Source organism: Agromyces sp. Y182 (genome assembly GCF_059445385.1).
The window spans coordinates 1,194,968-1,218,746 of record NZ_JCAIUF010000001.1; the positions used below are offsets into that span (position 1 = coordinate 1,194,968).

The window sequence follows — 23,779 nt, forward strand, 5'->3', positions numbered from 1 at the left end:
TGCGAAGGTAGCTCTGTGCTGAACAGACGATGGTGGGATGTCGCGGCGATCGCCGTGGCATCCGTCATCGTGCTGTTCAGCCTGATGGACCCGCCGCCGTACGGCCCGAACGACTGGGGAGTCTGGGCGACCAGCGCCGCATTCCTCGCCTTCTACTTCGCCTACGCTCGCCGCCATCTCGGGGTTGATCGCCTCGGGCCGCACCTCGCGGTCTCGATCGGGTTCGCTGTGCTCGTCGGCATCGGCAGCTCGTTCGAACCGTCGTTCGCGATCATCCAGGTGTTCGTCTACCCGTTCATCTGGACGACGGCGCCATCGACTCGTGCCGCGATCGCAGCGAACCTGCTCATCGGTGTCGCCCTCATGATCGGGTACTCCGTGCAGCTCGGCCCGGAGGGCATCGTCACGGGGGTCGTCAGTGCGGCGATCTCGGTCGGCTTCAGCATCGCGCTCGGCTTGTGGATCACGCGCATCGCCGCCTACGGTGTCGAACGCGCTGCACTGCTCGACGAACTGCAGGCGGCGCAGGGTCAGCTCGCCGCGATGCACCGCGACGCCGGAGTCGTCGAGGAGCGCGGGCGGCTCGCGCGCGAGATCCACGACACGATCGCGCAGAGCCTGACCGGACTCGTGATGGTGGCCCAGCGCACGGGCAACCGACTCGCTCCGGTCGAAGGCGTCGCCGCGGCATCCGCTCGCGCCGACGTCGAACTCATCGAGCAGATGGCGCGCGACACCCTCACCGAGGCACGTGGGCTCGTCGCCTCACTGGCACCGGTGGACTCGTCCGCAGGGCTCCCCGATGCACTTCGGCGGCTCGCCGCGGGCTTCGAGCGCGAGACGGGAGTTCGGGTCACCGTGACGACGGATGACTCCGAGCTCAGTCGCGACACCGAAGTCGTGCTGCTGCGGTCGGCTCAAGAGGGGCTCGGGAACGTGCGCAAGCACGCCCGGGCCCGGCACGCGACCGTGACCGTCGAGGCCGGCGACGGCGAGGTCGTGCTCACCGTCGCCGACGACGGTGTCGGGCCGGGGGCCGCGGTGCCCGGCGAGTCGGGCTTCGGGCTGGCCGGCATCCGCGACCGGGCCGCCCTCGTCGGCGGGTCGTTCTCGATCGAACCCGGTGAGGCCGGCGGCACCGTGCTGCGCGTCGGCATTCCCCGCGCGCCCGCCTCCGCGCCCGGTCTCGATACTCTCGCTTCGCTCGCTACTCGACCAACGAACACTCCCGCTGGTCGAGTAGCGCCCGACGTAGGAGGACGCGTATCGAGACCCACCACCGAGGAGACCCCATGACCGCCGCGATCCGCATCGTCGTCGCCGACGACCACCCGATCGTGCGCGCGGGCATCGTGGGCCTGCTCGAATCCGAGCCCGGCCTCGAGGTCGTCGGGGAGGCCGCCGACGGCGCCGACGCGGTTGCGGTCGCGGCATCCGCGCGCCCCGATCTCGTGCTGATGGACCTGCGGATGCCGCAGCTCGACGGCGCCGCCGCCACTGCGCGCATCGTCGCGGAGGTGCCGGGCACCCGCGTGCTCGTGCTCACGACCTACGAGACCGACGACCACATCCTCGCCGCGATCGAGGCGGGCGCGAGCGGGTACCTGCTGAAGGCGGCGCCTCAGGCGGAGATAGTCGCGGGCATCCGCGCGGTCGCCGCCGGGGAGACGGTGCTCGCCCCGTCGATCGCGGCGAAGCTCGTCTCGCGAGTGCGTGCGGATGCGGCATCCGTCACCCCGCCCTCGCTCTCGCCGCGCGAGCTCGACGTATTGCGACTCGTGGCCGACGGCCGCTCGAATCCCGAGATCGCCCGTGCGCTCTTCATCGGGGAGGCGACCGTGAAGACGCACCTCCTGCACGTGTTCGAGAAGCTCGAGGTGAGCGACCGCACTCGCGCTGTGACGCGCGCGATGGAGCTCGGGCTCATCTGAGCCGCGGCCGGATCGGATCGGGCACAGCGGATGCCGCCTACGCTTGAAGCGGAGGCACGCATGAACCCGTATGAACACCGGCCATGGCTCGACCACTACGCCGAGGGCGTGCCGCCGACGATCGAAGAGCCGACGCAGACCCTCGTCGACATGATCGACGATGCCGTCGGCCGATTCCGTCGCCGCACGGCGCTCGAGTTCTTCGGGGCCGAGACCAGCTACCGCGAGCTCGGGGCGCAGATCGCTTCGGCCGCCGAGGGGCTGCGCCGGCTCGGCGTCGGTCCGGGCGACCGGGTCGCACTCGTCCTGCCGAACTGCCCGCAGCACGTCGTGGCGTTCTACGCGGTGCTGCGGCTCGGCGCCATCGTCGTCGAGCACAACCCGCTCTATACGCCCCCCGAGCTGCGGCACCAGTTCGAAGACCACGGCGCCCGCGTCGCGATCGTCTGGGACAGCATCGCCGACACGGTCGCGGAGTTCCCCAGCGACATCCGGCCGGAGCACACGGTGGCCGTCGACCTCACGCGGGCGCTCCCGCTGGGCAAGCGGATGGCGCTGCGCCTGCCGATCCCGAAGGCGCGGCGCTCCCGTGCCGCGCTCACCTCGAAGCCGCGCGCGCGGGGGCTCGTGCCGTGGGAGCGTCTCACCTCCCGGCGGGCACTGGCCACGCGGCATCCGCGGCCCTCGCTCGACGACACGGCGGTGCTGCAGTACACGAGCGGCACCACGGGAAGCCCGAAGGGCGCCGTGCTCAGCCACCGCAACCTGCGCGCCAACGCGATGCAGGGTCGCGCATGGGTGCCGGGCCTCCTCGAGGGCGAGGAGGTCTTCTACGGAGTGCTGCCGCTCTTCCACGCGTACGGCATGACTCTCTGCCTGACGGTCGCGATGAGCATCGGCGCCAGACTCGTGCTGTTCCCGAAATTCGACTCGGGTCTCGTGCTCGACGCAGCACGGCACTCGCCGCCGACGTTCCTGCCCGCGGTGCCGCCGATCTACGACCAGCTCGTGCATGCCACCCAGCACCGCCCGCGTGCGCTCCGGAGCATCCGCTACGCCATCTCGGGCGCGATGAGCCTGCCGATCGCGACCGTCGATCGCTGGGAGAGCGCCACCGGCGGGCTGCTCGTCGAGGGCTACGGCATGACCGAGTCGTCGCCGATCTCGCTCGGCAACCCGATGGGGCCGACCCGTCGCCCCGGCACCGTCGGAGTGCCGTTCCCGAGCACCGAGATCCGAGTGGTCGACCCCGACGACCCAGATGTCGACCGGCCGGCCGGCGAGTCCGGTGAACTGCTCGTGCGCGGCCCGCAGGTCTTCCAGGGGTATTGGCGGCGACCGTCGGAGACGGCCGAGACCTTGCTACCGGGCGAGTGGCTCCGCACCGGCGACATCGTGCACGTCTCCGACGACGGATTCGTCACGATCGTCGACCGGTTGAAGGAGCTCATCATCACGGGCGGGTTCAACGTCTCGCCGTCGGAGGTCGAGGCGGCACTGCTCGCGCACCCCGACGTGCGCGGCGCCGCGGTCGTCGGCCTGCCCCGCGCCTCGGGCGGCGAAGCCGTCGCCGCGGGCGTGGAACTTCGCGAGGGAGCGGTGTTCGACGAGGCCGCGCTCCGCGACTTCTGCCGCACGAGTCTGACACCGTACAAGGTGCCGCGCCGCATCGAGGAGTTCGACGAGTTGCCCCGCTCGCTCATCGGCAAGGTGCTGCGCCGCGAAGTGCGCGACGTGCTGCTCGCGCGCGACACGGCTCGGTAGTCTCGCCGCGGGCTGTGGCCGTGAACGGCGACGTTGATCGCCGACGCGGACGACAGCTGCAGCTCGGAGACATCGTCAGCTTCGATGGACGCACGGTTCGCGTCTGCCCGTGAGGGTACCGATGCGGACGGGAGACAGCGCGGGTCTCACGAGCTGCGGGCTGCGGGCTGCGGGCTGCGGACACGAGATAATGAAGCATGTCCTCTTCCGTCGAACGCCGTTCCAATCCGGCTGCCTGGGCCGCGTTCTGGTTCGCGCTGGCCGGCCTCGTGCTCATGCCCATCCCGCTGTTCATCGGGCTGATCCTCGGCGGCGGCCTCTCGATCGTCGCCGCGATCCTCGCCGTGATCGCCCTCCTCAAGGGACTCGCGCGCAGCGGCACGGGCATCGCGCCCGTCGTGTTCGCCGCGATCTTCATCGCGCTCACGTGGGGCGGCATCTCGGTCGGCGGCGGCACTATCTGGTAGGTCGACCGGCCGGCGGTTTCCTGATCGTGGTGTCATTCGGTCTGCGAACCGACGTTCCCGGCGAGCGCGACTACAGCAACCGCCGCGCATTCGCCCATGCCGTGAGCTCGTGGCGGCTCGAGAGCTGGAGCTTGCGCAGCACCGCGGAAACGTGCGTCTCGACCGTCTTCGTCGAGATGAAGAGCTCGGCCGCGACCTCTTTGTAGGCGTAGCCGCGGGCGATCAGCCGCATGACCTCCTGCTCGCGAGCCGAGAGCCGGTCGAGCTCATCGCTCGCCGAGGCCGTCTCGCCGACCGCGGCGCCGAAGGCATCGAGCACGAAACCCGCGAGCTTCGGTGAGAACACGGCGTCACCTCCCGCGACGGCGTGCACGGCGCGACTGACGTCTGCCCCCGACGAGCCCTTCGTGATGTAGCCCCTTGCGCCTGCACGGATGACGCCGACGACGTCTTCGGCCTTGTCCGAGACCGAGAGCGCGAGAAATCGAGTCGAGGGCACGGATGCCGCGGCGCGCCGGATCACTTCGGCACCGCCGCTCGTGCCCGCCGGCACGGCCACCCCGGGCAAGTGCACGTCGAGGAGCACGACGTCGGGCGCGGCATCCGTCACGGCCGCGACGGCGGACTCGACATCGTGCGCCTCGCCGACGACCTCGATGGAATCGTCGAGGTCGGCCTTCAGACCCGACCGGAAGATCGAATGGTCGTCGACGATGACGACCCGCACGCGCTCAGCCACGAACCGTCTCCGTCCATTCGGCCGGGAACCGCAGGCGCACCTCGGTGCCGACACCACCGACGCCCGTGCGCACTTCGCCGGAGCCACCCGAACGGCGCATGCGGCCGATGATCGACTCCCGCACCCCGAGTCGGTCGCCCGGCACCTCGGCGATCGCGAACCCGGGCCCGCGATCGCGCACGAACACCTCCACCGTGTCGGGCGTCGACTCGACGTACACCGACACCTCCCCGCCCGCATGCCGTGCGGCGTTCAGCATCGCCTCTCGCGCTGCTGCCGCTACCTCGCCGCTCGCGCTCTCACGCGACTCCCCCACCACGACGACATCGACCGTCACCGCGTAGTCGATCTCGAGCGCGGCCGCGAAGTCGCGCAGGTCGGTGCCGAGGTCGCTGTCGGCCGGGGTGTCGCCGGCGAAGAGCCAGTCGCGCAGTTCCCGCTCCTGCGCTCGCGCAATGCGGGCGACCTCGCTCGTCGCGCCGGCGCGGTTCTGGATGAGGGCGAGCGTCTGCAGCACCGAGTCGTGCAGGTGCGCGGCGATCTCGCTGCGCTGCTCCTCGCGGATGCGCTTCGTGCGCTCGGCGGTGAGGTCTCGCCACGCGGTCACGAGCGTCGGCGCATAGACGAGCCCGATACCGAGCACCGCGGCGAGCGCTGCCGCGAAGGTCGGCACGGGATACCAGGCTGCATTCGGGCCGAAGACGAGTGCGAGCGCGGTGATCGCGAGCAGCGCCGTCGCGACGATCCGGATGGCGAGTTCGTTGCGAGGGCCGCGTTCGGGGTCGGGCCGGTCGATGAAGGTCGCCCATGCCCCGGATGCCGCGGCGAAGCCAACCCCGGCGAGCACCGCGCCGATCCACCACTCGAGCCCGTTGCCGCCCGCTTGGGCGACGCGCCAGCTCATGACCCAAGCGGTGAGGAGCGACACGGTCGAGGCGACGACGAGCAGCCAGGCGACGGGCGCGCGCCGGGTCGGACGCTCATCGCCCGGCGCCCATGGCGTGAACACCCAGAGCCACACGTAGAGCAGGAGTCCGGCACCGCCGGCGAGGCTCGTCACCACGAACGCGGCGCGCACGACCCAGACCGGCCAGCCGAGGTGGGTCGCGAGCCCCGCCGCGACGCCGGTCGCGACGCACGAGCGCGGGCGCGTCATGCGGGGCGCCGACTCGTGGGTCGCAGCGGTATGCGTCACCGATTCCGCGCTCGACTGCATGAGTGCCATCCAATCAGACTGAGCCGCTTCGCCCCCGGCCCCGGCCCCACGGTCAGGGTCGAATCAGGGATTCACCCCATGGCGGAGCATCCGTCATCGCTGCCAGCATCGAAGCATGGAGACGAACCCGACTGCCCCAGAGGCGGACCCAATGCCGGACGACGCGAATGGGGACTCCGCGGCGCCCGGCACGTCTGCCGATGGGGCGGCCGGGTCGGCTCCATCCTCCGGTGCACCCGGCGCGGCGACACCCGCGCCGGGGACACCCGCGCCGGGCACCGGCACCGGCTTCTACCCGTGGCTGCGCCGACTCGGCGTGCCGCGGCGTGCGGGGTGGCTCGGCGGGGTCTGCGCGGGCGTCGCCGCTCGCCTCGGCATCGACCCGATCATCGTGCGCGGCATCGTCGTGGTCATCGCGGTGCTCGGTGCGCCGTTCGTGCTGCTGTACGCGATCGCCTGGCTGCTGCTGCCCGACACCGACGGCGAGATCCACTTCGAGCGACTGACCCGGGGCGTCGTCGACCCGGCGATCGTCGGCATCGCCGTCATGGGCGTCATCGGGCTCATCCCGCTCGTTCAGGGCGGATGGCTCGGCTGGCGCTGGTGGCCCGACTGGACGCCGTACTCGTGGGGCTCGGTCGCCGGCATCGACATCGCCTGGCCGCTGCGCGTGCTGTGGGTGCTCATCGTCGTCGGCGCGATCGTCACGTTCGTCATCTGGCTCGCACGGCGAGCCTCCCAGAACTCCCCGGACGGCGGTGGGCCGCGAATGGCTTCCGCGGCGACCGCCGCCGCTCCGGGGTACCACTCGACGACAGCGTTCGCGACGGATGCCTCGGCGACGACCGGGCCGGGAACCGCCGGTTCCTCCGCGTCACCGACCAGCACCGCCTACCCTGACATCGGCACCGACCCGATCGACGGGCTGACCCCACCGCCTGCCGCCGCCGCACTCGGTACCGCCGCAACCGTGCCGAACGTCGAACCCGCCGTTCCCGCCGAGGGCGCCGATGCCGCCGCGATCGCCGAGTGGCGCGCGCAGCACGAGGCGTGGCGCGTCTCGCACGCCGAGTGGAAGGCGGGCCACGACGACGCCGAACGCGCCGCACGAGCCCTCGCTGCCGCGGAGAACAAGGAGAAGGCCCGCCTGCTCACGGCGCAGGCCGATGAGGCGCGAGCGGCGCGACGCGCCTGCCGGCCTCGCGCGAGTGCCGCGTTCGTCTTCGCGTTCCTCGGTCTCGCCGTCGTCGCCGGGTCGATCACGGCGATCTGGTCGCTCGGCACACCGAATGTGGCCGGGTACGCGATCCCGATCGCCTTCGCGGTCGCGACGCTCCTCCTCGCGGTCGGAATGGTCGTGGCGGCGCTCCGGAGACGACGCAGCGGAGCTCTCGCCTTCACGACGACCATCGCCACGGTCTCGATGTCCATCGCCGTGCTCGTCGCCTCGATCATTCCGCAGGGATCACTCGTGCCGCCCGGGTACGGCATCTCGCTCGGCCACTCGCAGCAACTCGTGCAGCCGTTCGGCGACGCGTCCTTCTATGCGACACCCTCCCTCTTCGGCGCCTATGCACCCGTCATCGAGCTCCGACAAGGCACCGGCAACTCGTGGATCACGATCGAGGCGGACTCGCAGATCCTGCTCGACGCGAGCGAGGCCGGCCCGATTCAGCTCTTCGTCTACCCTGCCGATGGCTCGGTGAGCACGACCCCGCAACTCGAAGGGCTCGACCGCGGTGCCCTGATGCTCGGCGGCGAGACGGGGGTCAGCGAGTACCGCCCGGGCGATACCCCCGCCGACGCGAAGATCGTGCTCGAACAGGGATCCGGCATGGTGTACATCGAGATCCGCGAAGGAGCATGACCATGACCACGAGCACCCCGAATTCCGGCGAGCAGGCGCCAACCGCTCCGAGTGACGCGGATGCCGCCGTCACCGCGATCCTCGCCGACTGGGGCGACCCTGCACTTTCCCCGCCGGCGGCCACGCCGCCCGCGAGCGGCGACTCCCACGCGAGCGCTGCCGCGACCCGCCCGACGGTGCGATTGGGGGGCCCTCGTCTGGGCGTTGCTCTTCGGCGCGATGGCCGCGACGACACTCTGGGTCATCGTCGATCCCGCGCGCCGCGATGCGGTCGGCGAGTGGCTCACGACACTGAGCCCGCTCGCCGCCGCCCTCTACGCGGTCGCCGCGGTGGGTGTCATCGTGGCGTTGTTCGGCATCGTCGGCCTCATCCGCCGCGGCGAGCGCCAGCGCCGCAGCTGACCCGTCGCCCCGCGACATCCGCACGCTGAAGTGACGCGAATCGACCTCTGCCTGCCCGGTGCGGGTCGATCCGCGTCGCTTCGCCGGCGGAACCGTCGGAACCGTCGGAGGGCGCTACAGCTCGACGCCGACGAGCACCGGCTCTGGCCGCAGCAGGATGCCGAACTCGGCCTGCACTCGGCTCTGCACGAACCGTGCGAGTGCCGCGATCTCATCGGCGGTCGCGTCGCCGCGGTTCGTGAGCGCGAGCGTGTGCTTCGACGAGATCGCCGCCCGCGAGCCGGGCAGGGCGAACCCGCGGCGCACGCCGGACTGCTCGATCAACCATGCGGCCGAGAGCTTCACGAGCGGTTCGTCGGCCGGGGCATCCGTGACGGTCACGGATGTCTCGAGCTCGGCCTGGTGCGCGAGGAACGCGTCGAGCGGCGACTCCGACGCGAGCGAGCCGAGCGGGGTCACCTCGTCGGCCGCCTCGGGTTCGACGTACCACCGCGGAGCGCCGGCGGGCAACGACCGGGCGACGTGCTCGGAGACGATCGGGTTCGTGAAGAACGAGCCGGCGCTCACCGAGTCGGGGTCGGCGGGGTCGAGCACCATGCCCTTCGAAGCACGCAGCGCGAGCACGCTCTCGCGAACCTTGGCGATGGGCACCCGGTCGCCCTGCTGCACGTGCAGCGCGTCGGCGAGATGCCCGTAGGCGATCGGCCGACCGAGGGCCTCTCCGAGCACCGCCCGCTCGGCGGCGGTGTCGTGCAGTTCGAGCTCGACTGTGACGACGATGCCGCGGAGGCCCTGCTTCAGCACCGAGGTGCGATACCCGAGCTCGAGCTCGGCGGCGGTCATGCGACGCGGGGCGTCGGCCCCCTCGTCGAGGAACTCGATCGCGACGAGCGTCGACTCGAGCTCCTGCCCGTAGGCGCCGATGTTCTGCACGGGCGCCGCACCGACCGAGCCGGGAATGCCCGAAAGCGCCTCGATGCCCGAGTAGCCGTGCTCGACGGTCCACGCCACGAGGTCGTCCCACGACTCGCCCGCCTGCACGCGCAGTCGAGCTGAGTGCTCACGGTCTCGAGACGCTGCGTCGTCTTGGTCTCGATACGCTCCTTCGTCGCTACTCGACCCGAGGCTCGACCCCAGGCTCGACTCATGCGGAGGCAGCACCTCGATGCCGCGCGTCGCGACGCGGATCACCGTGCCATCGAAGCCCTCGTCGCCGACGAGCAGATTCGAGCCGCCGCCGAGCGCGAGCCACGGGGCATCCGTCGCCCATGCCTCGTTCGCGACGTCGACGAGGTCGCGCTGCGTCGTCGCCGTGACGAGTCGGTCGATCGGCCCGCCGACCCGCAGGGTCGTGAGCTCCGAGAAGCGGATGTCGCCGCTCATGTCAGGCGCTGGGATCGAGTAGCGCGGAGCGCGTGTCGAGATCGACGCGCACTTGCGCCTTGCCGAGCACGGTGTCGTCGCCGAGCTTGACGGTGAGGTCGATGCGGGCGACGTTCGCGGACTCGTCGAGCTGGCCGACCTTCGCGGTGACCGTGACAGTCGCACCGGTCTCGGGGTCGACCACGACGGGGCGAGTGAACCGCACCTGGTAGTCGGCGATGCGGCCGGGGTCGCCGGCCCAGTCGACGACGGGCTGCACGGCGAAGCCCATAGTGAGCATGCCGTGGGCGAGCACGCCGGGCAGGCCCACCTCGGCTGCGACGTCGTCACGGTAGTGGATCGGGTTGAAGTCGCCAGAGGCACCGGCGTAGCGCACGAGCGAGTCGCGAGTGAGCGGGAACGACTCCTCGGCGACGATGTCACCGACGGTGAGGGACGCGAAGTCGGGGGCGGGCATCAGTCTTCTCCTCGCACGACGAGCTGCGACAGCGCGGTGACCACGTGGGCGCCGTCGGCGTCGACGATGACCGATTCGGCCACGACGATCGAATGGGCGCCGAGCGACTTCACGCTCGAGACGGTGAGGGTCGCGGTGAGCAGGTCGCCCGCGACCACCGGGCGGGTGTAGGTGAAGCGCTGGTCGCCGTGCACGACGCGGGAGAAGTCGATGCCGGCGTCGGGCTCGGCCAGCAGCTGGGCGAGCGTGCGCTCCTGCACGACGATCGGGAACGTCGGCGGCGCGACGACATCGTCGTACCCGGCAGCACGCGCCGCTTCGGGGTCGAGGTTGATCGGGTTCGTCGCGAAGACGGCACGGGCGAACTCGCGCACCTTCTCACGACCGACGAGGTAGGGCTCGGTCGGCGGGAGGACCCGCCCCTGCAGCTCGGGGTTCACTGGCACCCCGCCAGTCTATGCAGTGGGCCAGAAATCGCCGGTCGAGTAGCGCCGGTCGAGTAGCGCCGGTCGAGTAGCCGCCGGTCGAGTAGCGCCCGACGAAGGAGGACGCGTATCGAGACCCCTCGCGAGGTCTCGCTTCGCTCGCTACACGACCAACGGGTGAGTCAGCGCTTGCCGACGCCGAGCCACCAGCGCGACCGCTCAGTCCTCTGCGACCGCCCGCGAGAGCGTCTCGCCACGGAAGAACGCCGGGCGCTTGCGCCACTGCCAGAGCATGATGACGACGCCCGAGAGCAGCACCACCATCCCGAGCACGAAGACGAGCCCGAGGCCGAAGACCGACGAACCCGATCCGTAGTCGGGGTCCATGCTGTCAATCAGGGTCGTGAAGAACAGCACTCCGAGGATCACGCCACCGACGAGCGGGAACAGGAGCGTGAAGAAGAAGTTCCGCACGGAGCGGAACCACACCGAGCGGAAGAACCACACGCACGCGAACGCCGTGATGCCGTAGTAGAAGCAGATCATCATGCCGAGGGCGGTGATCGTGTCCCACAACACGTTCTCGCTCACGAAGCGCATGACCGCGTAGAAGGCCGATGCCACGATCGCCGAGACGATCGTCGCGTACCCGGGCGTGAAGAAGCGCGGGCTGACCTTCGCGAACTTCTCGGGCAGGGCGCCGTAGTGCCCCATCGCGAGCAGGGTGCGCGCCGGTGAGACGAAGGTCGACTGGAGTGAAGACGCCGAGCTCGTGAGCACCGCGAGCGAGACGAGCACCGCGAGCGGTCCGAGAATGGGGCCGGCGAGATGGAAGAACACGTTGTCCTGGATGTCGGGGTTGCCGAGACCGAACTCGCCGGTGCCGACGCCCGCGAAGGCGATGAGCGAGACCGCGATGAGCAGGTAGAGCACCACGATCGTGACGACCGTGATGGTCGCCGCGCGGCCGGGCGTCTTCTCCGACCCGCGGGTCTCCTCGTTCATCGTGAGTGTGACGTCCCAGCCCCAGAAGATGAAGATCGAGAGCGAGAGGCCTGCCGCGAACGCCGAGAACGAGTCGATGGCGAACGGGTTGAACCACGCCCAGTCGATCGCAGTCGCATCGAACGCATCGCCGTTCGCGACCTCGACGAGCGCCGCGACGGAGAAGATCACGAGCACGAGCACCTGGAAGCCGACGAGCCAGTACTGCAGCTTCTGCGTCGTCTGCATGTCGCGGTACGAGATCCAGGTCGCACCGAGCATGAACAGCAGGCACGTCACGACGTTGACGAGCGGGTTCGCGGCGATGCCGGCGATCTCGGGATTGCCCGCGATCTGCGAGATCAACAGGAAGAGGAAGTCGACGGCGATGCCCGCGAGGTTCGACAGCACGAGGATCGTCGCGGCGACGAGGCCCCACCCGGCGAGCCAGCCGACCCATGGCCCGAACGCACGGCTCGCCCACGTGAACGAGGTGCCCGAGTCGGGCATGCGGCGGTTCAGCTCGCGGTAGCCGAAGGCGACGAGCAGCATCGGGATGAACCCGACGAGGATGATCGCCGGCACCTGCACGCCGACCTCCGACACCGTCGGGCCGAGCGCAGCCGTCAGCGTGTACGCGGGCGCAATGCACGAGATGCCGATGACGATCGCGCCGATGAGGCCGACCGATCCCGCTGAGAGCCCCTTCTTCGAGATGCCGTGCTCGGAGCCGTCGATGGCGCGGGATGCCTCCGTGAGCGGGGCTGTCGATTCTGAGGGATGCGTCATTGCGGTCTCTTTCAGTGGGTCAGTGTGCGCTGGCGTTCGCGGTGCGCGGCACCACGATCATCGGCACCGGCAGCTCGCGCAGCATCTTCGCCGCCGTCGAGCCGAGGAACAGGCGGCTCGGTGTCGCGAGCCGGTTGGAGCCGACGAGCACGAGCTCGCCGGCATGCCAGTCGAGTGATTGCACGGCGGCCTCGATGGTGGCGCCTTTCGCCGTGACGGCGGTGGCCTCCACGCTGGAGGGCAGCGCGCGCCGGGCGGCGAGCAGCACCTCGTCGGCGTGCACGGTGCTCGTGAGGTCGGCGAGTTCCTCGTCCAGGCCTGCGGGCAGGTCGATGGAGACGAGCGAGAGCAGTCGCAGCGGCGCATGGGTCAGGCGTGCAAGGCGAACGGATGCCTCGAGCAGCCCCTCGGCGCCGGGACGCGTGCCGACCGCGGCGGTGATGCGGGTGACGCCCTGCCCGGGCGACACCTCGCGCGAACCCGCGGGCGCGAGCGCCACCGGCACGTCGGAGGAGTGCAGCAGTTCGTTCGCGACCGAGCCGATGCGCGAACGCCCGAGGATGCCGCCGCGCGCCGCGCCGACGACGACGAGCATCGCCTCGAACTCGTGCGCGGCCGCGATCAGCCCTTCGGCGAACGACTCCGCGTAGCGGATGTGCAGCGACTGGGCGACATCGTCCCCGAGCGCGGCGGAGGCTTCGGCCAACCACGTGCGCGAGCGTTCCCTGAGGAATCGTTCGTATCCGGCATCCGTCGGCACGACGCTGTTTCGGGCCTCGCTCGGCAGCACGATGACGACTTCGAGCACGGCCTCGCTCGCTCGCGCGATGCGCGTCGCGAGCGCGAGCGCGTCGGCGCCGCTGTCGTTGGCGATGTAGCCGACGACGATGCGGGTGGGCATCACTGCCCCCCGAGGATCTCGGCGGCGACCTCGCGGCCGACGCGAATGGCACCGTCGACGTGCTGGTAGCCCTTGCCTGCCATGTCGGAGCACGAGAAGTGGATGGGCCCGACCGGCATGCGGAGGTCGGCGCCGTAGCGCGCGAGCCCGCCCATGTCGAAGCTCGCGGCGTAGGCGCCGCGGGTCCATTCCTCGGAACCCCAGTCGCTCTCGTAGTAGACGACCGGGTCCAGCGTCTCGGGCCCGTAGTAGTGCGACATCGACTCGAGGATCTTGGTCTTTCGCTCCGCTGCCGTGAGCGAGAAGACGCCGTCGGCCTCCTCGTCGGAGACGAAGCCCACGAGGGTGCCGCGCGGGTCGCCGTGGTTCGTGTTGTCGTAGGCCTCGTGGCACAGCTCGTACGGGCTGAACGCCGTGCCGCTGAGTCCCGCATCTCGCCAGAACGGCGTCTCGTAGACGGCGTGCACCTTGATGACGAAGCCCATCGAGAGGTGCTGGTGCAGCTGTTGCTGGCGACGCGGCAGCGGCGGCTCATATGAGATGCGGCTGATCAGAATCGGCGGCAGCGCGAGCACGAGGTGCTTCGCGTGCACCTCGAGCGAGTCCGTCACCGCGACGACGCCCGAAGCCGGCGCACCCGGGCTCCAGCGAACGGTGCGCACGGGTTGGCCGAGGCGCACCGCGTTGCCGAGTCGCTCGGCGAGACGCAGCGGCACCTGCTGGAGGCCGCCGACGACCCGCTTGTCGAGGATGAAGTCGGCGTCGACGAGGTTCGAGAACGAGCCCGCGGATGCCGCCATCAGCAGCGCCTGCAGCGCCGAGAAGGCGTGCGCGGGCTTCGTGAGCATGGCACCGGCGATGAACATGGCGACGTTCAGGCGCGCCTCGAGGTCATCGGTCTGGGTCTCGAGCCAGTGCGCGAACGAGATCTCGTCGAGCTCTTTCGCGCGCGGGTGCGCCCACGGCCGGTCGGGGTCGATCTCGGCGACGAGGGCGTCGAGCTTCTCGATGAGGCCGACGATCTCGTTCTCGGTCTTCGCCGGCACCGGGAAGATGTCGCCCTCGAACCTCTTCAGCACACCGTCGGGCCCGATGTAGACGTTCTCGCCCTCGCGGTAGCGCGAGTACATCTCGAGCCCGAGTTCGCCCAGCGTCTCGATGAGCGCGTCCTGGTCGGGCGAGACCCACTGGCCGCCGATCTCGAGCATCGCGCCGTCGATGTCGTCGGTCCAGAGGCGGCCGCCGATGCGGTCACGGGCCTCGAGCACGACGACGGACTTGCCGGCGTCCTTCAGCCGGTTGGCGGCGGTGAGTCCGGATGCCCCGGCGCCGACGATGACGACGTCGCAATCGATGCGTTCCATGGTTCCTGCTCCTGTCTCTGCGCGAACTGCGTTCGTCGTTCGAGTAGGTCCGCCAGGGCCGCCCACCCGCTGGTCGAGTAGGCCCGCCAGGGCCGTATCGAGACCCCGTCACGGATCTCGATACGCTCGCTTCGCTCACTACTCGATCAACGGATGGTGCCTGGCTCAGCTCACCGGGATGAGCGTGTACTTCGTGTCGAGGTACTCGTGGATGCCCTCGAGCCCGCCCTCACGGCCGATGCCCGACTGCTTGATGCCGCCGAACGGCGCTGCGGCGTTGGAGACGAGGCCCGTGTTCAGGCCCATCATGCCCGTGGCGAGACGGTCGATCATGCGGTGACCGCGCGCGAGGTCTTGCGTGAACACGTAGGAGACGAGACCGAACTCGGTGTCGTTCGCGAGGCGCACGGCCTCGTCTTCGGTCGAGAAGGTCGTGATGCCGAGCACCGGGCCGAAGATCTCTTCACGCAGCAGGCGAGCGTCGGCCGGCACCGAGCCGAGCACGGTCGGGGCGTAGAACGTGCCCTCGCCTTCGATCGGGCTGCCGCCGACGAGCACCGTGGCGCCCTTGCCGACCGCGTCCGTGACGAGCTCGTCGGTCGAGGCGACCGCCTTCGCGTCGATGAGCGGGCCGATCGCAACGCCGTCTTCCGTGCCGCGGCCGACGCGCATCGCCCGCACCCGCTCGGCGACCCGGCTGCCGAACTCCTCGGCGATCGACTCGTGCACGATGAAGCGGTTCGCCGCGGTGCACGCCTGCCCGATGTTGCGGAACTTCGCGAGCATCGCGCCGTCGACGGCCTTGTCGAGGTCGGCGTCGTCGAAGATGACGAACGGGGCGTTGCCGCCGAGTTCCATCGAGGTGCGGAGGATTCCCTGCGCCGCCTGCGCCATCAGGCTGCGGCCGACCTCGGTCGAGCCCGTGAAGCTCAGCTTGCGCAGGCGCGGGTCGGCGAGGATCGGGCCCGAGACCTTGGACGACGTCGACGTCGCGATGACGTTGACGACTCCGGCCGGTAGGCCCGCTTCTTCGAGCAGTTGCACGAATGTGAGGGTCGTGAGCGGCGTGAGGGCCGGGGGCTTGATCACCACGGTGCATCCGGCCGCCAATGCCGGGGCGATCTTGCGCGTGGCCATCGCGAGCGGGAAGTTCCACGGCGTGATGAAGAACGACGGGCCGACGGGCCGCTGCGAGACGATCATGCGGCCGGTGCCCTCGGGGTTCAGGCCGTAGCGGCCCGAGATGCGCACGGCCTCTTCGCTGAACCAGCGCAGGAACTCGCCGCCGTAGGCGACCTCGCCGCGCGCCTCGGCGAGTGGCTTGCCCATCTCGAGCGTCATGAGGAGTGCGAACTCCTCCTTGCGCTCCTGAATCAGGTCGAAGGCGCGGCGCAGCAGCTCGCCACGCTCACGCGGAGCGGTCGCAGCCCACGCGTCTTGTGCGGCCACCGCGGCGTCAAGGGCACGGATGCCGTCGGCGACGGAGGCATCCGCGATTTCCTTGATGGTCTCGCCGGTCGACGGGTCGGCGACGGCGAGGGTCTTGCCGCCCTCGGCGTCGACCCACTCGCCGCCGATGAAGAGCCCGCCCTTGACCTTGTCGAGCACGGTGGCTTCCAGTGTGGCGTTCGTCATTCGTGTGCTTTCCGTTCGATGTTCCGTGAGTGGCGGTGCGGGATCCGGTCGGTCTGTCGGTCGGTCGGTCAGGGGTAGAGCCCGCGCAGCTTGTGCGCCTCGGCGACGCGTTCGACGGCGAGCGCCGTTGCTGCGGTGCGAAGCGAGAGCCCGCGCGCCTCGGCGTAGCCCAGCACATGCTGCCATGCGCTGAGCATCCGCTCCTCCAGTCTGGACTCGACCTCGTCGGCGCGCCACCAGTAGGCCTGGTTCGCCTGCACCCATTCGAAGTACGAGACGATGACGCCGCCCGCGTTCGCGAGGATGTCGGGCACGACGAGCACGCCGGCCTCGCGCAGGATGCGGTCGGCGGCCGGGGTCGTCGGGCCGTTCGCGCCCTCGACGACGACCTTCGCACGCACTCCCCCGGCGTTGCCCTCGTGCAGCACGCCCTCCACGGCGGCCGGCACGAGCAGGTCGACCTCGAGGGTGAGCAGCCCTGCGCCGTCGAGCGCCTCGGCGCCCGGGAAGCCCACGACCGATCCGGTCGTCCGCACGTGGTCGGTCAGCGCCTCGATGTCGAGGCCGCTCGCATTGAACACGGCGCCGTACTGGTCGCTCACCCCGGTGATGGAGACGCCGGCCTCGGAGAGGAATCGCGCGGCATCCGCACCGACCTTGCCGAAGCCCTGCACCGCGGCGGTCGCCCGCGACGGCTCGATGCCGGTATGCCGCAGCGCCGCGAGCGCGATGTGGGTCACCCCTCGGCTCGTCGCCGAAGCCCGCCCCTGCGATCCGCCGAGCGAGATGGGCTTGCCGGTCACGATGCCGGGCACCGTGTAGCCCATGTTCACCGAGTACGTGTCCATGATCCAGGCCATGGTCTGCTCGTCGGTGCCGATGTCGGGCGCGGGGATGTCGCGCTCCGGGCCGATGATCGGCAGGATCTCGCTCGTGTAGCGGCGGGTCACGCGCTCGAGCTCGGCCATGGAGTGCTCGCGGGGGTCGATCGCGACGCCGCCCTTCGCGCCGCCGTACGGCACGTCGAGCAGGGCGCACTTCCACGTCATCCACATCGCGAGCGCCCGCACCTCGTCGAGGTTCACGCTCGGCGCGTAGCGCAGGCCACCCTTGGCGGGGCCGCGCGAGAAGTTGTGCTGCACGCGGTAGCCGAGGTAGAGGCGGCTCTCGCCCGAGTCCATGCGCAGCGGCACGGCGACGCTCAGCTCGCGGCGCGGAGTCGCGAGCATCTGGTGCAGTCCGTCGGTGTAGCCGAGCAGCCCGATCGCCTCGGCGAGCTGCGAGCGCGCGTCGGCCAGCGGGGTGGCGATGTGCGGGGCCGCAGCATCCGAGCGAGCGCCGGTGCTCGCCGGATCTGGCGCGGCATCCGATGCGGTCGACATCGTCGTCGCCGCGAGGAGGTCGGTCATGCGGTCTTCAGTCCTTCCGCGACGACGCCGAGGCCGTCGACGAGCAGTTCGTCGGAGATGGTGAGCGGCGGCAGGAATCGGATGACGTTGCCGTACGTGCCGCACGTGAGCACGACGACGCCGTTCGCGTGGGCGTACGTGGCAACCGCATTCGTGAGCGCGGCATCGGGCGCGCCGGTCTCTGGGTCGACGAGTTCGATCGCGACCATCGCGCCGCGACCGCGAACGTCGCCGATACGGGCGTCGGCGGTGCGCAGTGCGTTGAGCCGGCCGATGAGCACGGCGCCGATCTCGCGGGCACGCACGATGAGGCCGTCTTCTTCGTAGGACTCGATCGTCGCGAGCGCCGCGGCGCAGGCGAGCGGGTTGCCGCCGTAGGTGCCGCCGAGGCCGCCGGCCGCCGCGGAGTCCATGATCTCGGCGCGGCCCGTGACCGCCGAGAGCGGCAGGCCGCCGGCGATGCCCTTCGCCGTGACGACGAGGTCGGGCACGATGCCCTCGTGCTGGCTCGCGAACCAGGCCCCGGTGCGGGCGAACCCGGTCTGCACCTCGTCGGCGATGAAGACCACGTCGTTGGTCGCGGCCCACTCGACGAGGGCCGGGAGGAAGCCCGCGGCGGGCACGATGAAGCCACCCTCGCCCTGGATCGGCTCGATGATGATCGCGGCGAGGTTCTCGGCGCCGACCTGCTTCTCGATGACCGAGATGGCGCGGGCCGCGGCATCCGCACCGCTCAGCCCGCCGTCGCGGAACGGGTAGCTGAGCGGGGCGCGGTACACCTCGGAGGCGAACGGTCCGAAGCCGCTCTTGTACGGGATGTTCTTCGCGGTGAGGCCCATCGTGAGGTTCGTGCGGCCGTGGTAGGCGTGGTCGAACGCGACGACGGCCTGCTTCTTCGTGAAGTGGCGGGCGATCTTCACCGCGTTCTCGACGGCCTCGGCGCCCGAGTTGAAGAGCGCCGAGCGCTTGACGTGGTCGCCCGGGGTGAGCGCGTTGAGCTTCTCGGCGACGGCGACGTAGCCCTCATACGGCGCGACCGTGAAGCACGTGTGGGTGAAGGCGTTCAGCTGGGCGGTGACCGCCTCGACGACGCGGGGGTTCGCGTTTCCCACGCCGGTGACGGCGATACCCGAGCCGAGGTCGATGAGCGAGTTGCCGTCGGCGTCGATGATGACGCCGCCGCCCGCGGCGACCACGGAGACGGGGATGGTCGTGCCGACGCCCGCGGCGACGGCCTCGGCCTTGCGTGCCATGAGCTCCTGCGAGCGCGGGCCGGGGATGGCGGTGACGAGACGGCGCTCTTGTGGGAGCGCGGGTCCTCCGGCGATGGTGACCGGGTGGGCCGGGGTGGCCGGGGTGGCCGGGGTGTCGACGAGAGTCATGGATGCTCCGATTCGAGGTGACGACGGTGGCTTTGCGGCCATGCTAGGTCGCGGCCCGCGGATGCCCCAGCGCCACTGTGTACACTCGTGCACTGGTTCGTCGACACGAGGTACACCGCGCTCGAGGCATCCATTCACCGCGCGCACCTCTCCCGACGTCCGCTCCATTCCGGGGGTGATTTCCCGCCACGAATGGGCCTTCGGGGCGCAGTATCTGTCGCAGAACAACCCCGGGAACGGAGTGAGCATCGAGGAAGAGAGGGTAAAAGCGCAATGAAGCCCACCGTGCAGACCCTGCTCGACCGAAGCGAGCTCGGGCTCGGGCTGCTCACCCCTGCCGACGCGATCGCACCGGGCGCACTCCAGGCCCCGGTCGTGTGGGCGCACAGCTCCGACCTGCCCGACCCGACGCCATTCCTCGACGCAGGCCACCTGCTGCTCACGACCGGCACGCAGTTCGGCGATGCGACTCCCGACGGCGCGGGCCCCCCTGGCGGGTCATCCGACGACGACTTCGCCGCAGCCTACGTGCGGCGCCTGCGTGAGGTGGGCGTCGCGGCCCTCGGCTTCGGCACCGAGGTGATTCGCGCCGGCACGCCGGAATCGCTCATCGACGCCTGCACGCGACAAGGCCTGCCGCTCTTCGAGGTGCCCTACCGGGTGCCGTTCATCGCGATCGTCCGCACGGTCGCCGACCTGATCGCGGAGGACGCCTACGCGCGCCGCACCTGGGCATTCGCCGCGCAGCGCGCCATCTCGCTCGCGGCCCTGCGACCCGACGGACTCTCCGCGACGCTCGCCGAGTTGTCGCACCGCATCGGCGCCTGGGTCGGACTCATCGACGCGACCGGGTCGCTCGACCGCGAGGCGCCGTCGGGCGGGCTCGACCAGCCGCTGCTCGGCGAGGTCATCGGCGAGGCCCGTTCGATGCTGCGGCGCGGGCAACGCGCCAGCCGCACCCTGCAGGCGGGCGGGTCCACGGATTCACCCCAGCGGATGACGCTGCAGACGCTCGGCAGCGGCGGAGCGCTCCGCGGGGTGCTCGCGATCGGCGACTCGGCCGAGCTCGACCAGGCCGGCCGTGAGGTCGTCACCTCGGTGATCGCGCTCGCCGGGCTCGCGCTCGAGCAGAACCGAGACCTCGACCGGGCGCGCGGCCACTTGCGCTCAGGCCTGCTCCGCGGCATCCTCGCTGGCGACACCGCGCTCGCCGAGCGCGTCGCGACCGAGATGTGGGGTCCGCTTCCGGCGGCGCCGGTGCGCATCGCAGTGACGGATGCCCCGCTCGCGGGCGCCGACCGCCTGACCGAGCTGCTCGAGCTGCGTGTCGACGAGCGGGGCGGCCGACTCTTCTTCGGCCGGGCCGACGAGCAGTTCGTGCTCGTGCTCGAGGAGTCCGACACCGGCCTGGCCGAGGAGCTCGCGGCAGAGTTCGAACTGCCGGTCGGGCTCTCCGATCCTGTCGGCACGGGCGGCATCGCACTCGCCCACGAGCAGGCGATGCGGGCGCTCGAGCGTGCGCGCGAGTCGGTCTCGGGCGTCGTGCTGTTCGACGAGATCAGTCGTCAGGGCGTGCTCGCGTTCCTCGCGCGCACCGATGCCCGAGCCGTCGCCCTCGCGACGCTCGCCCCACTCGCCGAGCACGACGCCGCGAACGGCACCGCCCTGCTCGCCACGGCGCGGGCATGGCTCGAGCACGGCGGCCAGTACGACGCCACAGCGCAGGCGCTGGGGGTGCACCGGCACACGGTGCGCAGCCGCATCGCGCACGCCGAGCGGCTGCTCGGCCGTGACCTCTCGGGCTTCCATGCGCGCGCCGACCTCTGGGCGGCGCTCCTCGCCGTCGACTGACGTCGCCTCGCGCGAGCGCGTCAGGGCGTCAGCGCGTCAGCGCGTCAGGGCAGGTGATGCCCGCGCTCGCGCGCGATCAGCTCGCGGTACCAGGCGTAGGAGTCCTTCGGCGTGCGCACGCCTGTCGCGAAGTCGACGTGCACGAGCCCGAACCGCTGCGTGTAGCCCTCGGCCCACTCGAAGTTGTCGACGAGCGACCAGAGGTAGTAGCCGCGCACGTCGACGCCGAACTCGATCGCGCGGCGCACCGCGGCGATGTGCTCGTCGAGATACGCGATTCGCCGTTCGTCGTGCACGGCGCCGTCGACGAGCTCGTCGGGGAAAGAGGCACCGTTCTCGGTGATCACGATCGGCGGCAGCCGGTCGCCGTAGTCGTCTTGCAATGAGACCAGCAGGTCGGTGAAGGCGGCCGGCACGATCGGCCAGTCGAACCCGGTGACCGGCACGTCATCGAAGTCGACGGGTTCGAACGGCAGTCCGGCGGCGGCGAACTCCGAGCCCTCGGATGCCGCGGCGACACGCGTCGGGTTGTAGAAGTTGACCCCGTAGAAGTCGAGCGGTGCGCCGATCACCTCGAGGTCGCCGTCTTCGAGGCCCGGCATGGATTCCAGTCCGAGTCCCGAGAGGTCGGGGTAGGTGCCGGTGAGCACGGGGTCGGCGAAGACCCGGTTGTACACGAGGTCGAACCCACCTGCGGCGAGACGGTCGCCCGGGGCATCCGTCGCCGGCACCACGAGGGTGTGATTGTTCGTGATGCCGACCTCGGCGTCGCCGCGCGCGCGAATCACGGCGACGGCGAGCCCGTGCGCGAGCAACTGGTGGTGCGCGGTCGGCAGCGCGCCCATCATGAGCGCATGCCCCGGCGCTTGAGTGCCGAGGGCGTACCCCTGCAGGGTCGTCATCGCGGGCTCGTTGAGGGTGATCCAACGGCCGACGCGATCGCCGAGCCGGTCGACGACGAGCTCGGTGTAGTCGGCGAAGTGTCGAGCGGTGTCGCGGTCGAGCCAGCCGCCGGCGTCTTCGAGGGGCTGCGGCAGGTCCCAGTGGTAGAGGGTCGGCACGGGTGCGATGCCGGCGGCCAGCAGCGCGTCGACCAGTCGTTCGTAGTAGTCGAGCCCTGCCTCGTTGGCCGGGCCGGTGCCGCCGGGTTGCACGCGCGGCCACGCGATCGAGAAGCGGTAGTCGTCGACGCCGAGCCCTGCGAGCAGCGCGACGTCGTCACGGAAACGCCGGTAGCTGTCGGCGGCGACCTCGGCGTTCGCCCCCTCGAGCACGCGGCCCGGGGTGCGCGTGAACACATCCCAGATCGACTCGCCGCGTGCGTCGGCACTCGTCGAGCCCTCGATCTGGAACGCGGCCGTGGCGGCGCCCCACCGGAATCCCTGGGGGAACGGCGGCAGCTCGGCCGTGAGATGGGAGGAGGCGGCAATGCCCATGGGAACCTCGCTGTTCGTCGGCAGTTCACGGTCAGCGGATGCCGCGGCATCCGTTCGCCCGAAGTGGGACGCTCGACCCACTCTGGCAACGTTAGGCCCGCGAGCCCGATCAGGGAAGAGTCGTCATCGACCCATCAACCGGGTGGCGGCGGCATTTCAGCGAGGTCGGGCCACTTCAGCGCGATCGCGGCGACGCGCGCACAGAGCGGCCATCGCCTCGCGCCACTTCCGCCCCGCGCGCGCCCGGCGTACTCTGGAGCGAGCGGGAGGGGACACGATGCAGGCAGCGGTCGGAGCACACCTCATCATTCACGGCAAGCAGGTCGGCCAGGCCGACCGCCACGGCGAGATCCTCGAGGTCCGCGGCGAAGACGGCGGGCCGCCCTACCTCGTGCGCTTCGACGACGGACACGAGACACTGCTCTACCCCGGCGCCGACTGCGAACTCGAGCGCGAGCACGAGGCGCACTGAAGGCGGCGCTCCCTGAACTCGTCGACGGGCGGGGCCCACTCGCCCGCTTCGACCAGCTCCACTCGCCCGCTTCGACCAGCTCCGCGGGCAGGCACGCACGCTAGCGTTGACCCATGTTCCACTCCTATGCGGCGATCGGTGACAGCTTCACCGAGGGCGTCGGCGACGAACTGCCCGACGGCTCCACTCGCGGCTGGGCCGACTTCGTCGCGCTCGGCCTGGCGGCCGCGGCCCGCGAACCGATCGGCTACGCGAACCTCGCGATCCGCGGGCGCAAGCTCGGCCCGATCATCGACGAACAGCTCGACCGCGCCATCGCACTCCGCCCCGAACTGCTGAGCTTCAACGGCGGCGGCAACGACATGCTGCGCCCTCGCATGGACGAGCAAGTCACCGCGTCGAGGTTCCGCGATGCGATCCAGCGCATCCGCGCGGCGGGCATCCACGTGCTCATGTTGAGCGGCGCGAACCCCACCGAGCACCTCCCGATGGGCCGCGTGTTCGATGCCCGCGGTGCCCGGCTCACCGCGGCCCTCGTCGACCTCGCCGACGAGCCCGGCGTCACGTTCGTCGACAATTTCAACGATCGCGGGCTCCGCGACATCCGTTACTGGTCGCCCGACAAGCTGCACCTCAATCCACTGGGCCACGCACGCGTGGCCAGCAATGTGCTGACCGGCCTCGGCGTGGCGGTGCCTGCCGAGTGGGGTGTCGACGAGGTCGCGGCCGCCCCAGCCGGCCCGAAGAGTCGCAACACCGCGGCCTACTACCGCGAGTTCGTGCTGCCCTGGATCGGCCGCCGCCTCACCGGCCGCTCATCGGGCGATGGGCGCACCGCCAAGCGGCCGACGCTCGAGCCGGTGACTCCGGATGCCGCGCGCTGACGCCTGCCCCTTCGCTCTCTG

The 23,779-nt window shown here is 70.7% G+C and carries 22 protein-coding genes; 10 read left to right on the top strand and 12 right to left on the bottom strand.

The window, feature by feature from the left end:
• Positions 1-15: 15 nt before the first annotated feature.
• The 5 genes from AC1C2R_RS05540 to AC1C2R_RS05560 all read left to right on the top strand — a co-directional run bounded on the left by AC1C2R_RS05540 (position 16) and on the right by AC1C2R_RS05560 (position 4,162).
• Positions 16-1,296, top strand: a complete 1,281-nt coding sequence (locus AC1C2R_RS05540) for a sensor histidine kinase (RefSeq protein ID WP_495351516.1) — start codon at positions 16-18, stop codon at positions 1,294-1,296.
• Positions 1,293-1,931, top strand: coding sequence for a response regulator (locus tag AC1C2R_RS05545; protein WP_495379263.1), 639 nt, complete (start codon positions 1,293-1,295; stop codon positions 1,929-1,931). Before AC1C2R_RS05540 ends, AC1C2R_RS05545 begins: the two co-directional genes overlap by 4 nt.
• Before the next feature lie 60 nt (positions 1,932-1,991).
• Complete coding sequence (locus AC1C2R_RS05550; RefSeq protein ID WP_495379264.1) at positions 1,992-3,695, top strand: long-chain-fatty-acid--CoA ligase; 1,704 nt, start codon at positions 1,992-1,994, stop codon at positions 3,693-3,695.
• 20 nt (positions 3,696-3,715) lie between these two features.
• Positions 3,716-3,808, top strand: coding sequence for an RNA-binding S4 domain-containing protein (locus tag AC1C2R_RS05555; RefSeq protein WP_495379265.1), 93 nt, complete (start codon positions 3,716-3,718; stop codon positions 3,806-3,808).
• An 84-nt stretch (positions 3,809-3,892) separates the two neighbouring features.
• Positions 3,893-4,162, top strand: coding sequence for a hypothetical protein (locus AC1C2R_RS05560; protein WP_495351519.1), 270 nt, complete (start codon positions 3,893-3,895; stop codon positions 4,160-4,162).
• A gap of 70 nt (positions 4,163-4,232) precedes the next feature.
• Here the strand turns inward: AC1C2R_RS05560 and AC1C2R_RS05565 are convergent, their stop codons facing one another.
• A complete protein-coding gene (locus tag AC1C2R_RS05565) occupies positions 4,233-4,901 on the bottom strand; it encodes a LuxR C-terminal-related transcriptional regulator (protein WP_495379266.1) in 669 nt (222 codons plus the stop codon).
• Positions 4,894-6,126, bottom strand: coding sequence for an ATP-binding protein (locus AC1C2R_RS05570; protein ID WP_495379267.1), 1,233 nt, complete (start codon positions 6,124-6,126; stop codon positions 4,894-4,896). The genes AC1C2R_RS05565 and AC1C2R_RS05570 overlap by 8 nt, the downstream gene beginning before the upstream one ends.
• Positions 6,127-6,268: 142 nt before the next feature.
• On the opposite strand from AC1C2R_RS05570, the gene AC1C2R_RS05575 reads away from it, so the two are divergent.
• Both AC1C2R_RS05575 and AC1C2R_RS05580 read left to right on the top strand, forming a co-directional pair.
• Positions 6,269-7,984, top strand: a complete 1,716-nt coding sequence (locus AC1C2R_RS05575; protein ID WP_495379268.1) for a PspC domain-containing protein — start codon at positions 6,269-6,271, stop codon at positions 7,982-7,984.
• A 219-nt stretch (positions 7,985-8,203) separates the two neighbouring features.
• Positions 8,204-8,386 (top strand): hypothetical protein, encoded by a 183-nt coding sequence (locus AC1C2R_RS05580; RefSeq protein WP_495379269.1) that lies wholly within the window; start codon positions 8,204-8,206, stop codon positions 8,384-8,386.
• Positions 8,387-8,500: 114 nt separating this feature from the next.
• Here AC1C2R_RS05580 and AC1C2R_RS05585 read toward each other — a convergent pair whose 3' ends face one another.
• The 9 genes from AC1C2R_RS05585 to gabT form a co-directional block, all read right to left on the bottom strand.
• The gene (locus tag AC1C2R_RS05585) at positions 8,501-9,769 is read right to left on the bottom strand and encodes a UDP-N-acetylmuramate dehydrogenase (RefSeq protein ID WP_495379270.1); all 1,269 of its coding nucleotides are present in this window, start codon (positions 9,767-9,769) and stop codon (positions 8,501-8,503) included.
• Position 9,770: 1 nt separating this feature from the next.
• Positions 9,771-10,226 carry a MaoC family dehydratase gene (locus AC1C2R_RS05590; RefSeq protein ID WP_495379271.1) on the bottom strand — a complete coding sequence of 152 codons (456 nt, stop codon included), beginning with the start codon at positions 10,224-10,226 and terminating at the stop codon, positions 9,771-9,773.
• Entirely contained in the window at positions 10,226-10,672 is a 447-nt protein-coding gene (locus tag AC1C2R_RS05595) for an FAS1-like dehydratase domain-containing protein (RefSeq protein ID WP_495379272.1), read from the bottom strand. The genes AC1C2R_RS05590 and AC1C2R_RS05595 overlap by 1 nt, the downstream gene beginning before the upstream one ends.
• Positions 10,673-10,870: 198 nt before the next feature.
• Positions 10,871-12,424, bottom strand: coding sequence for an APC family permease (locus tag AC1C2R_RS05600; protein WP_495379273.1), 1,554 nt, complete (start codon positions 12,422-12,424; stop codon positions 10,871-10,873).
• A gap of 19 nt (positions 12,425-12,443) precedes the next feature.
• Positions 12,444-13,325: a universal stress protein gene (locus tag AC1C2R_RS05605; protein ID WP_495351528.1), complete on the bottom strand. Its 882-nt coding sequence runs from the start codon at positions 13,323-13,325 to the stop codon at positions 12,444-12,446.
• Positions 13,325-14,689: a flavin monoamine oxidase family protein gene (locus tag AC1C2R_RS05610; RefSeq protein ID WP_495379274.1), complete on the bottom strand. Its 1,365-nt coding sequence runs from the start codon at positions 14,687-14,689 to the stop codon at positions 13,325-13,327. The genes AC1C2R_RS05605 and AC1C2R_RS05610 overlap by 1 nt, the downstream gene beginning before the upstream one ends.
• A 165-nt stretch (positions 14,690-14,854) precedes the next feature.
• The gene (locus AC1C2R_RS05615; RefSeq protein WP_495379275.1) at positions 14,855-16,324 is read right to left on the bottom strand and encodes an NAD-dependent succinate-semialdehyde dehydrogenase; all 1,470 of its coding nucleotides are present in this window, start codon (positions 16,322-16,324) and stop codon (positions 14,855-14,857) included.
• A 68-nt stretch (positions 16,325-16,392) separates the two neighbouring features.
• Positions 16,393-17,706, bottom strand: a complete 1,314-nt coding sequence (locus AC1C2R_RS05620) for a Glu/Leu/Phe/Val family dehydrogenase (RefSeq protein ID WP_495380378.1) — start codon at positions 17,704-17,706, stop codon at positions 16,393-16,395.
• Between the two features lie 23 nt (positions 17,707-17,729).
• The gene (gene gabT / locus AC1C2R_RS05625) at positions 17,730-19,115 is read right to left on the bottom strand and encodes a 4-aminobutyrate--2-oxoglutarate transaminase (protein WP_495379276.1); all 1,386 of its coding nucleotides are present in this window, start codon (positions 19,113-19,115) and stop codon (positions 17,730-17,732) included.
• 273 nt (positions 19,116-19,388) lie between these two features.
• Here gabT and AC1C2R_RS05630 point away from each other — a divergent pair, with 273 nt between their 5' ends.
• Complete coding sequence (locus AC1C2R_RS05630) at positions 19,389-20,966, top strand: PucR family transcriptional regulator (RefSeq protein ID WP_495379277.1); 1,578 nt, start codon at positions 19,389-19,391, stop codon at positions 20,964-20,966.
• 44 nt (positions 20,967-21,010) lie between these two features.
• Here the strand turns inward: AC1C2R_RS05630 and AC1C2R_RS05635 are convergent, their stop codons facing one another.
• Positions 21,011-22,483, bottom strand: coding sequence for a GH1 family beta-glucosidase (locus AC1C2R_RS05635; RefSeq protein WP_495379278.1), 1,473 nt, complete (start codon positions 22,481-22,483; stop codon positions 21,011-21,013).
• Positions 22,484-22,679: 196 nt separating this feature from the next.
• Between AC1C2R_RS05635 and AC1C2R_RS05640 the strand changes: the two genes are divergently transcribed.
• Both AC1C2R_RS05640 and AC1C2R_RS05645 read left to right on the top strand, forming a co-directional pair.
• Positions 22,680-22,874 carry a DUF1918 domain-containing protein gene (locus tag AC1C2R_RS05640; RefSeq protein WP_495351534.1) on the top strand — a complete coding sequence of 65 codons (195 nt, stop codon included), beginning with the start codon at positions 22,680-22,682 and terminating at the stop codon, positions 22,872-22,874.
• Between the two features lie 113 nt (positions 22,875-22,987).
• Positions 22,988-23,758, top strand: a complete 771-nt coding sequence (locus tag AC1C2R_RS05645; protein WP_495351535.1) for an SGNH/GDSL hydrolase family protein — start codon at positions 22,988-22,990, stop codon at positions 23,756-23,758.
• Positions 23,759-23,779 lie beyond the last annotated feature (21 nt).

Coding starts and splice junctions, on each gene's coding strand:
- gabT (WP_495379276.1), bottom strand. CDS start 19,115: ATGACTCTCGTCGACACCCCGGCCACCCCGGCCACCCCGGCCCACCCG.
- AC1C2R_RS05545 (WP_495379263.1), top strand. CDS start 1,293: ATGACCGCCGCGATCCGCATCGTCGTCGCCGACGACCACCCGATCGTG.
- AC1C2R_RS05575 (WP_495379268.1), top strand. CDS start 6,269: ATGCCGGACGACGCGAATGGGGACTCCGCGGCGCCCGGCACGTCTGCC.
- AC1C2R_RS05620 (WP_495380378.1), bottom strand. CDS start 17,706: ATGTCGACCGCATCGGATGCCGCGCCAGATCCGGCGAGCACCGGCGCT.
- AC1C2R_RS05550 (WP_495379264.1), top strand. CDS start 1,992: ATGAACCCGTATGAACACCGGCCATGGCTCGACCACTACGCCGAGGGC.
- AC1C2R_RS05615 (WP_495379275.1), bottom strand. CDS start 16,324: ATGACGAACGCCACACTGGAAGCCACCGTGCTCGACAAGGTCAAGGGC.
- AC1C2R_RS05580 (WP_495379269.1), top strand. CDS start 8,204: ATGGCCGCGACGACACTCTGGGTCATCGTCGATCCCGCGCGCCGCGAT.
- AC1C2R_RS05560 (WP_495351519.1), top strand. CDS start 3,893: ATGTCCTCTTCCGTCGAACGCCGTTCCAATCCGGCTGCCTGGGCCGCG.
- AC1C2R_RS05570 (WP_495379267.1), bottom strand. CDS start 6,126: ATGGCACTCATGCAGTCGAGCGCGGAATCGGTGACGCATACCGCTGCG.
- AC1C2R_RS05610 (WP_495379274.1), bottom strand. CDS start 14,689: ATGGAACGCATCGATTGCGACGTCGTCATCGTCGGCGCCGGGGCATCC.
- AC1C2R_RS05640 (WP_495351534.1), top strand. CDS start 22,680: ATGCAGGCAGCGGTCGGAGCACACCTCATCATTCACGGCAAGCAGGTC.
- AC1C2R_RS05630 (WP_495379277.1), top strand. CDS start 19,389: ATGAAGCCCACCGTGCAGACCCTGCTCGACCGAAGCGAGCTCGGGCTC.
- AC1C2R_RS05590 (WP_495379271.1), bottom strand. CDS start 10,226: ATGCCCGCCCCCGACTTCGCGTCCCTCACCGTCGGTGACATCGTCGCC.
- AC1C2R_RS05585 (WP_495379270.1), bottom strand. CDS start 9,769: ATGAGCGGCGACATCCGCTTCTCGGAGCTCACGACCCTGCGGGTCGGC.
- AC1C2R_RS05645 (WP_495351535.1), top strand. CDS start 22,988: ATGTTCCACTCCTATGCGGCGATCGGTGACAGCTTCACCGAGGGCGTC.
- AC1C2R_RS05600 (WP_495379273.1), bottom strand. CDS start 12,424: ATGACGCATCCCTCAGAATCGACAGCCCCGCTCACGGAGGCATCCCGC.
- AC1C2R_RS05605 (WP_495351528.1), bottom strand. CDS start 13,325: ATGCCCACCCGCATCGTCGTCGGCTACATCGCCAACGACAGCGGCGCC.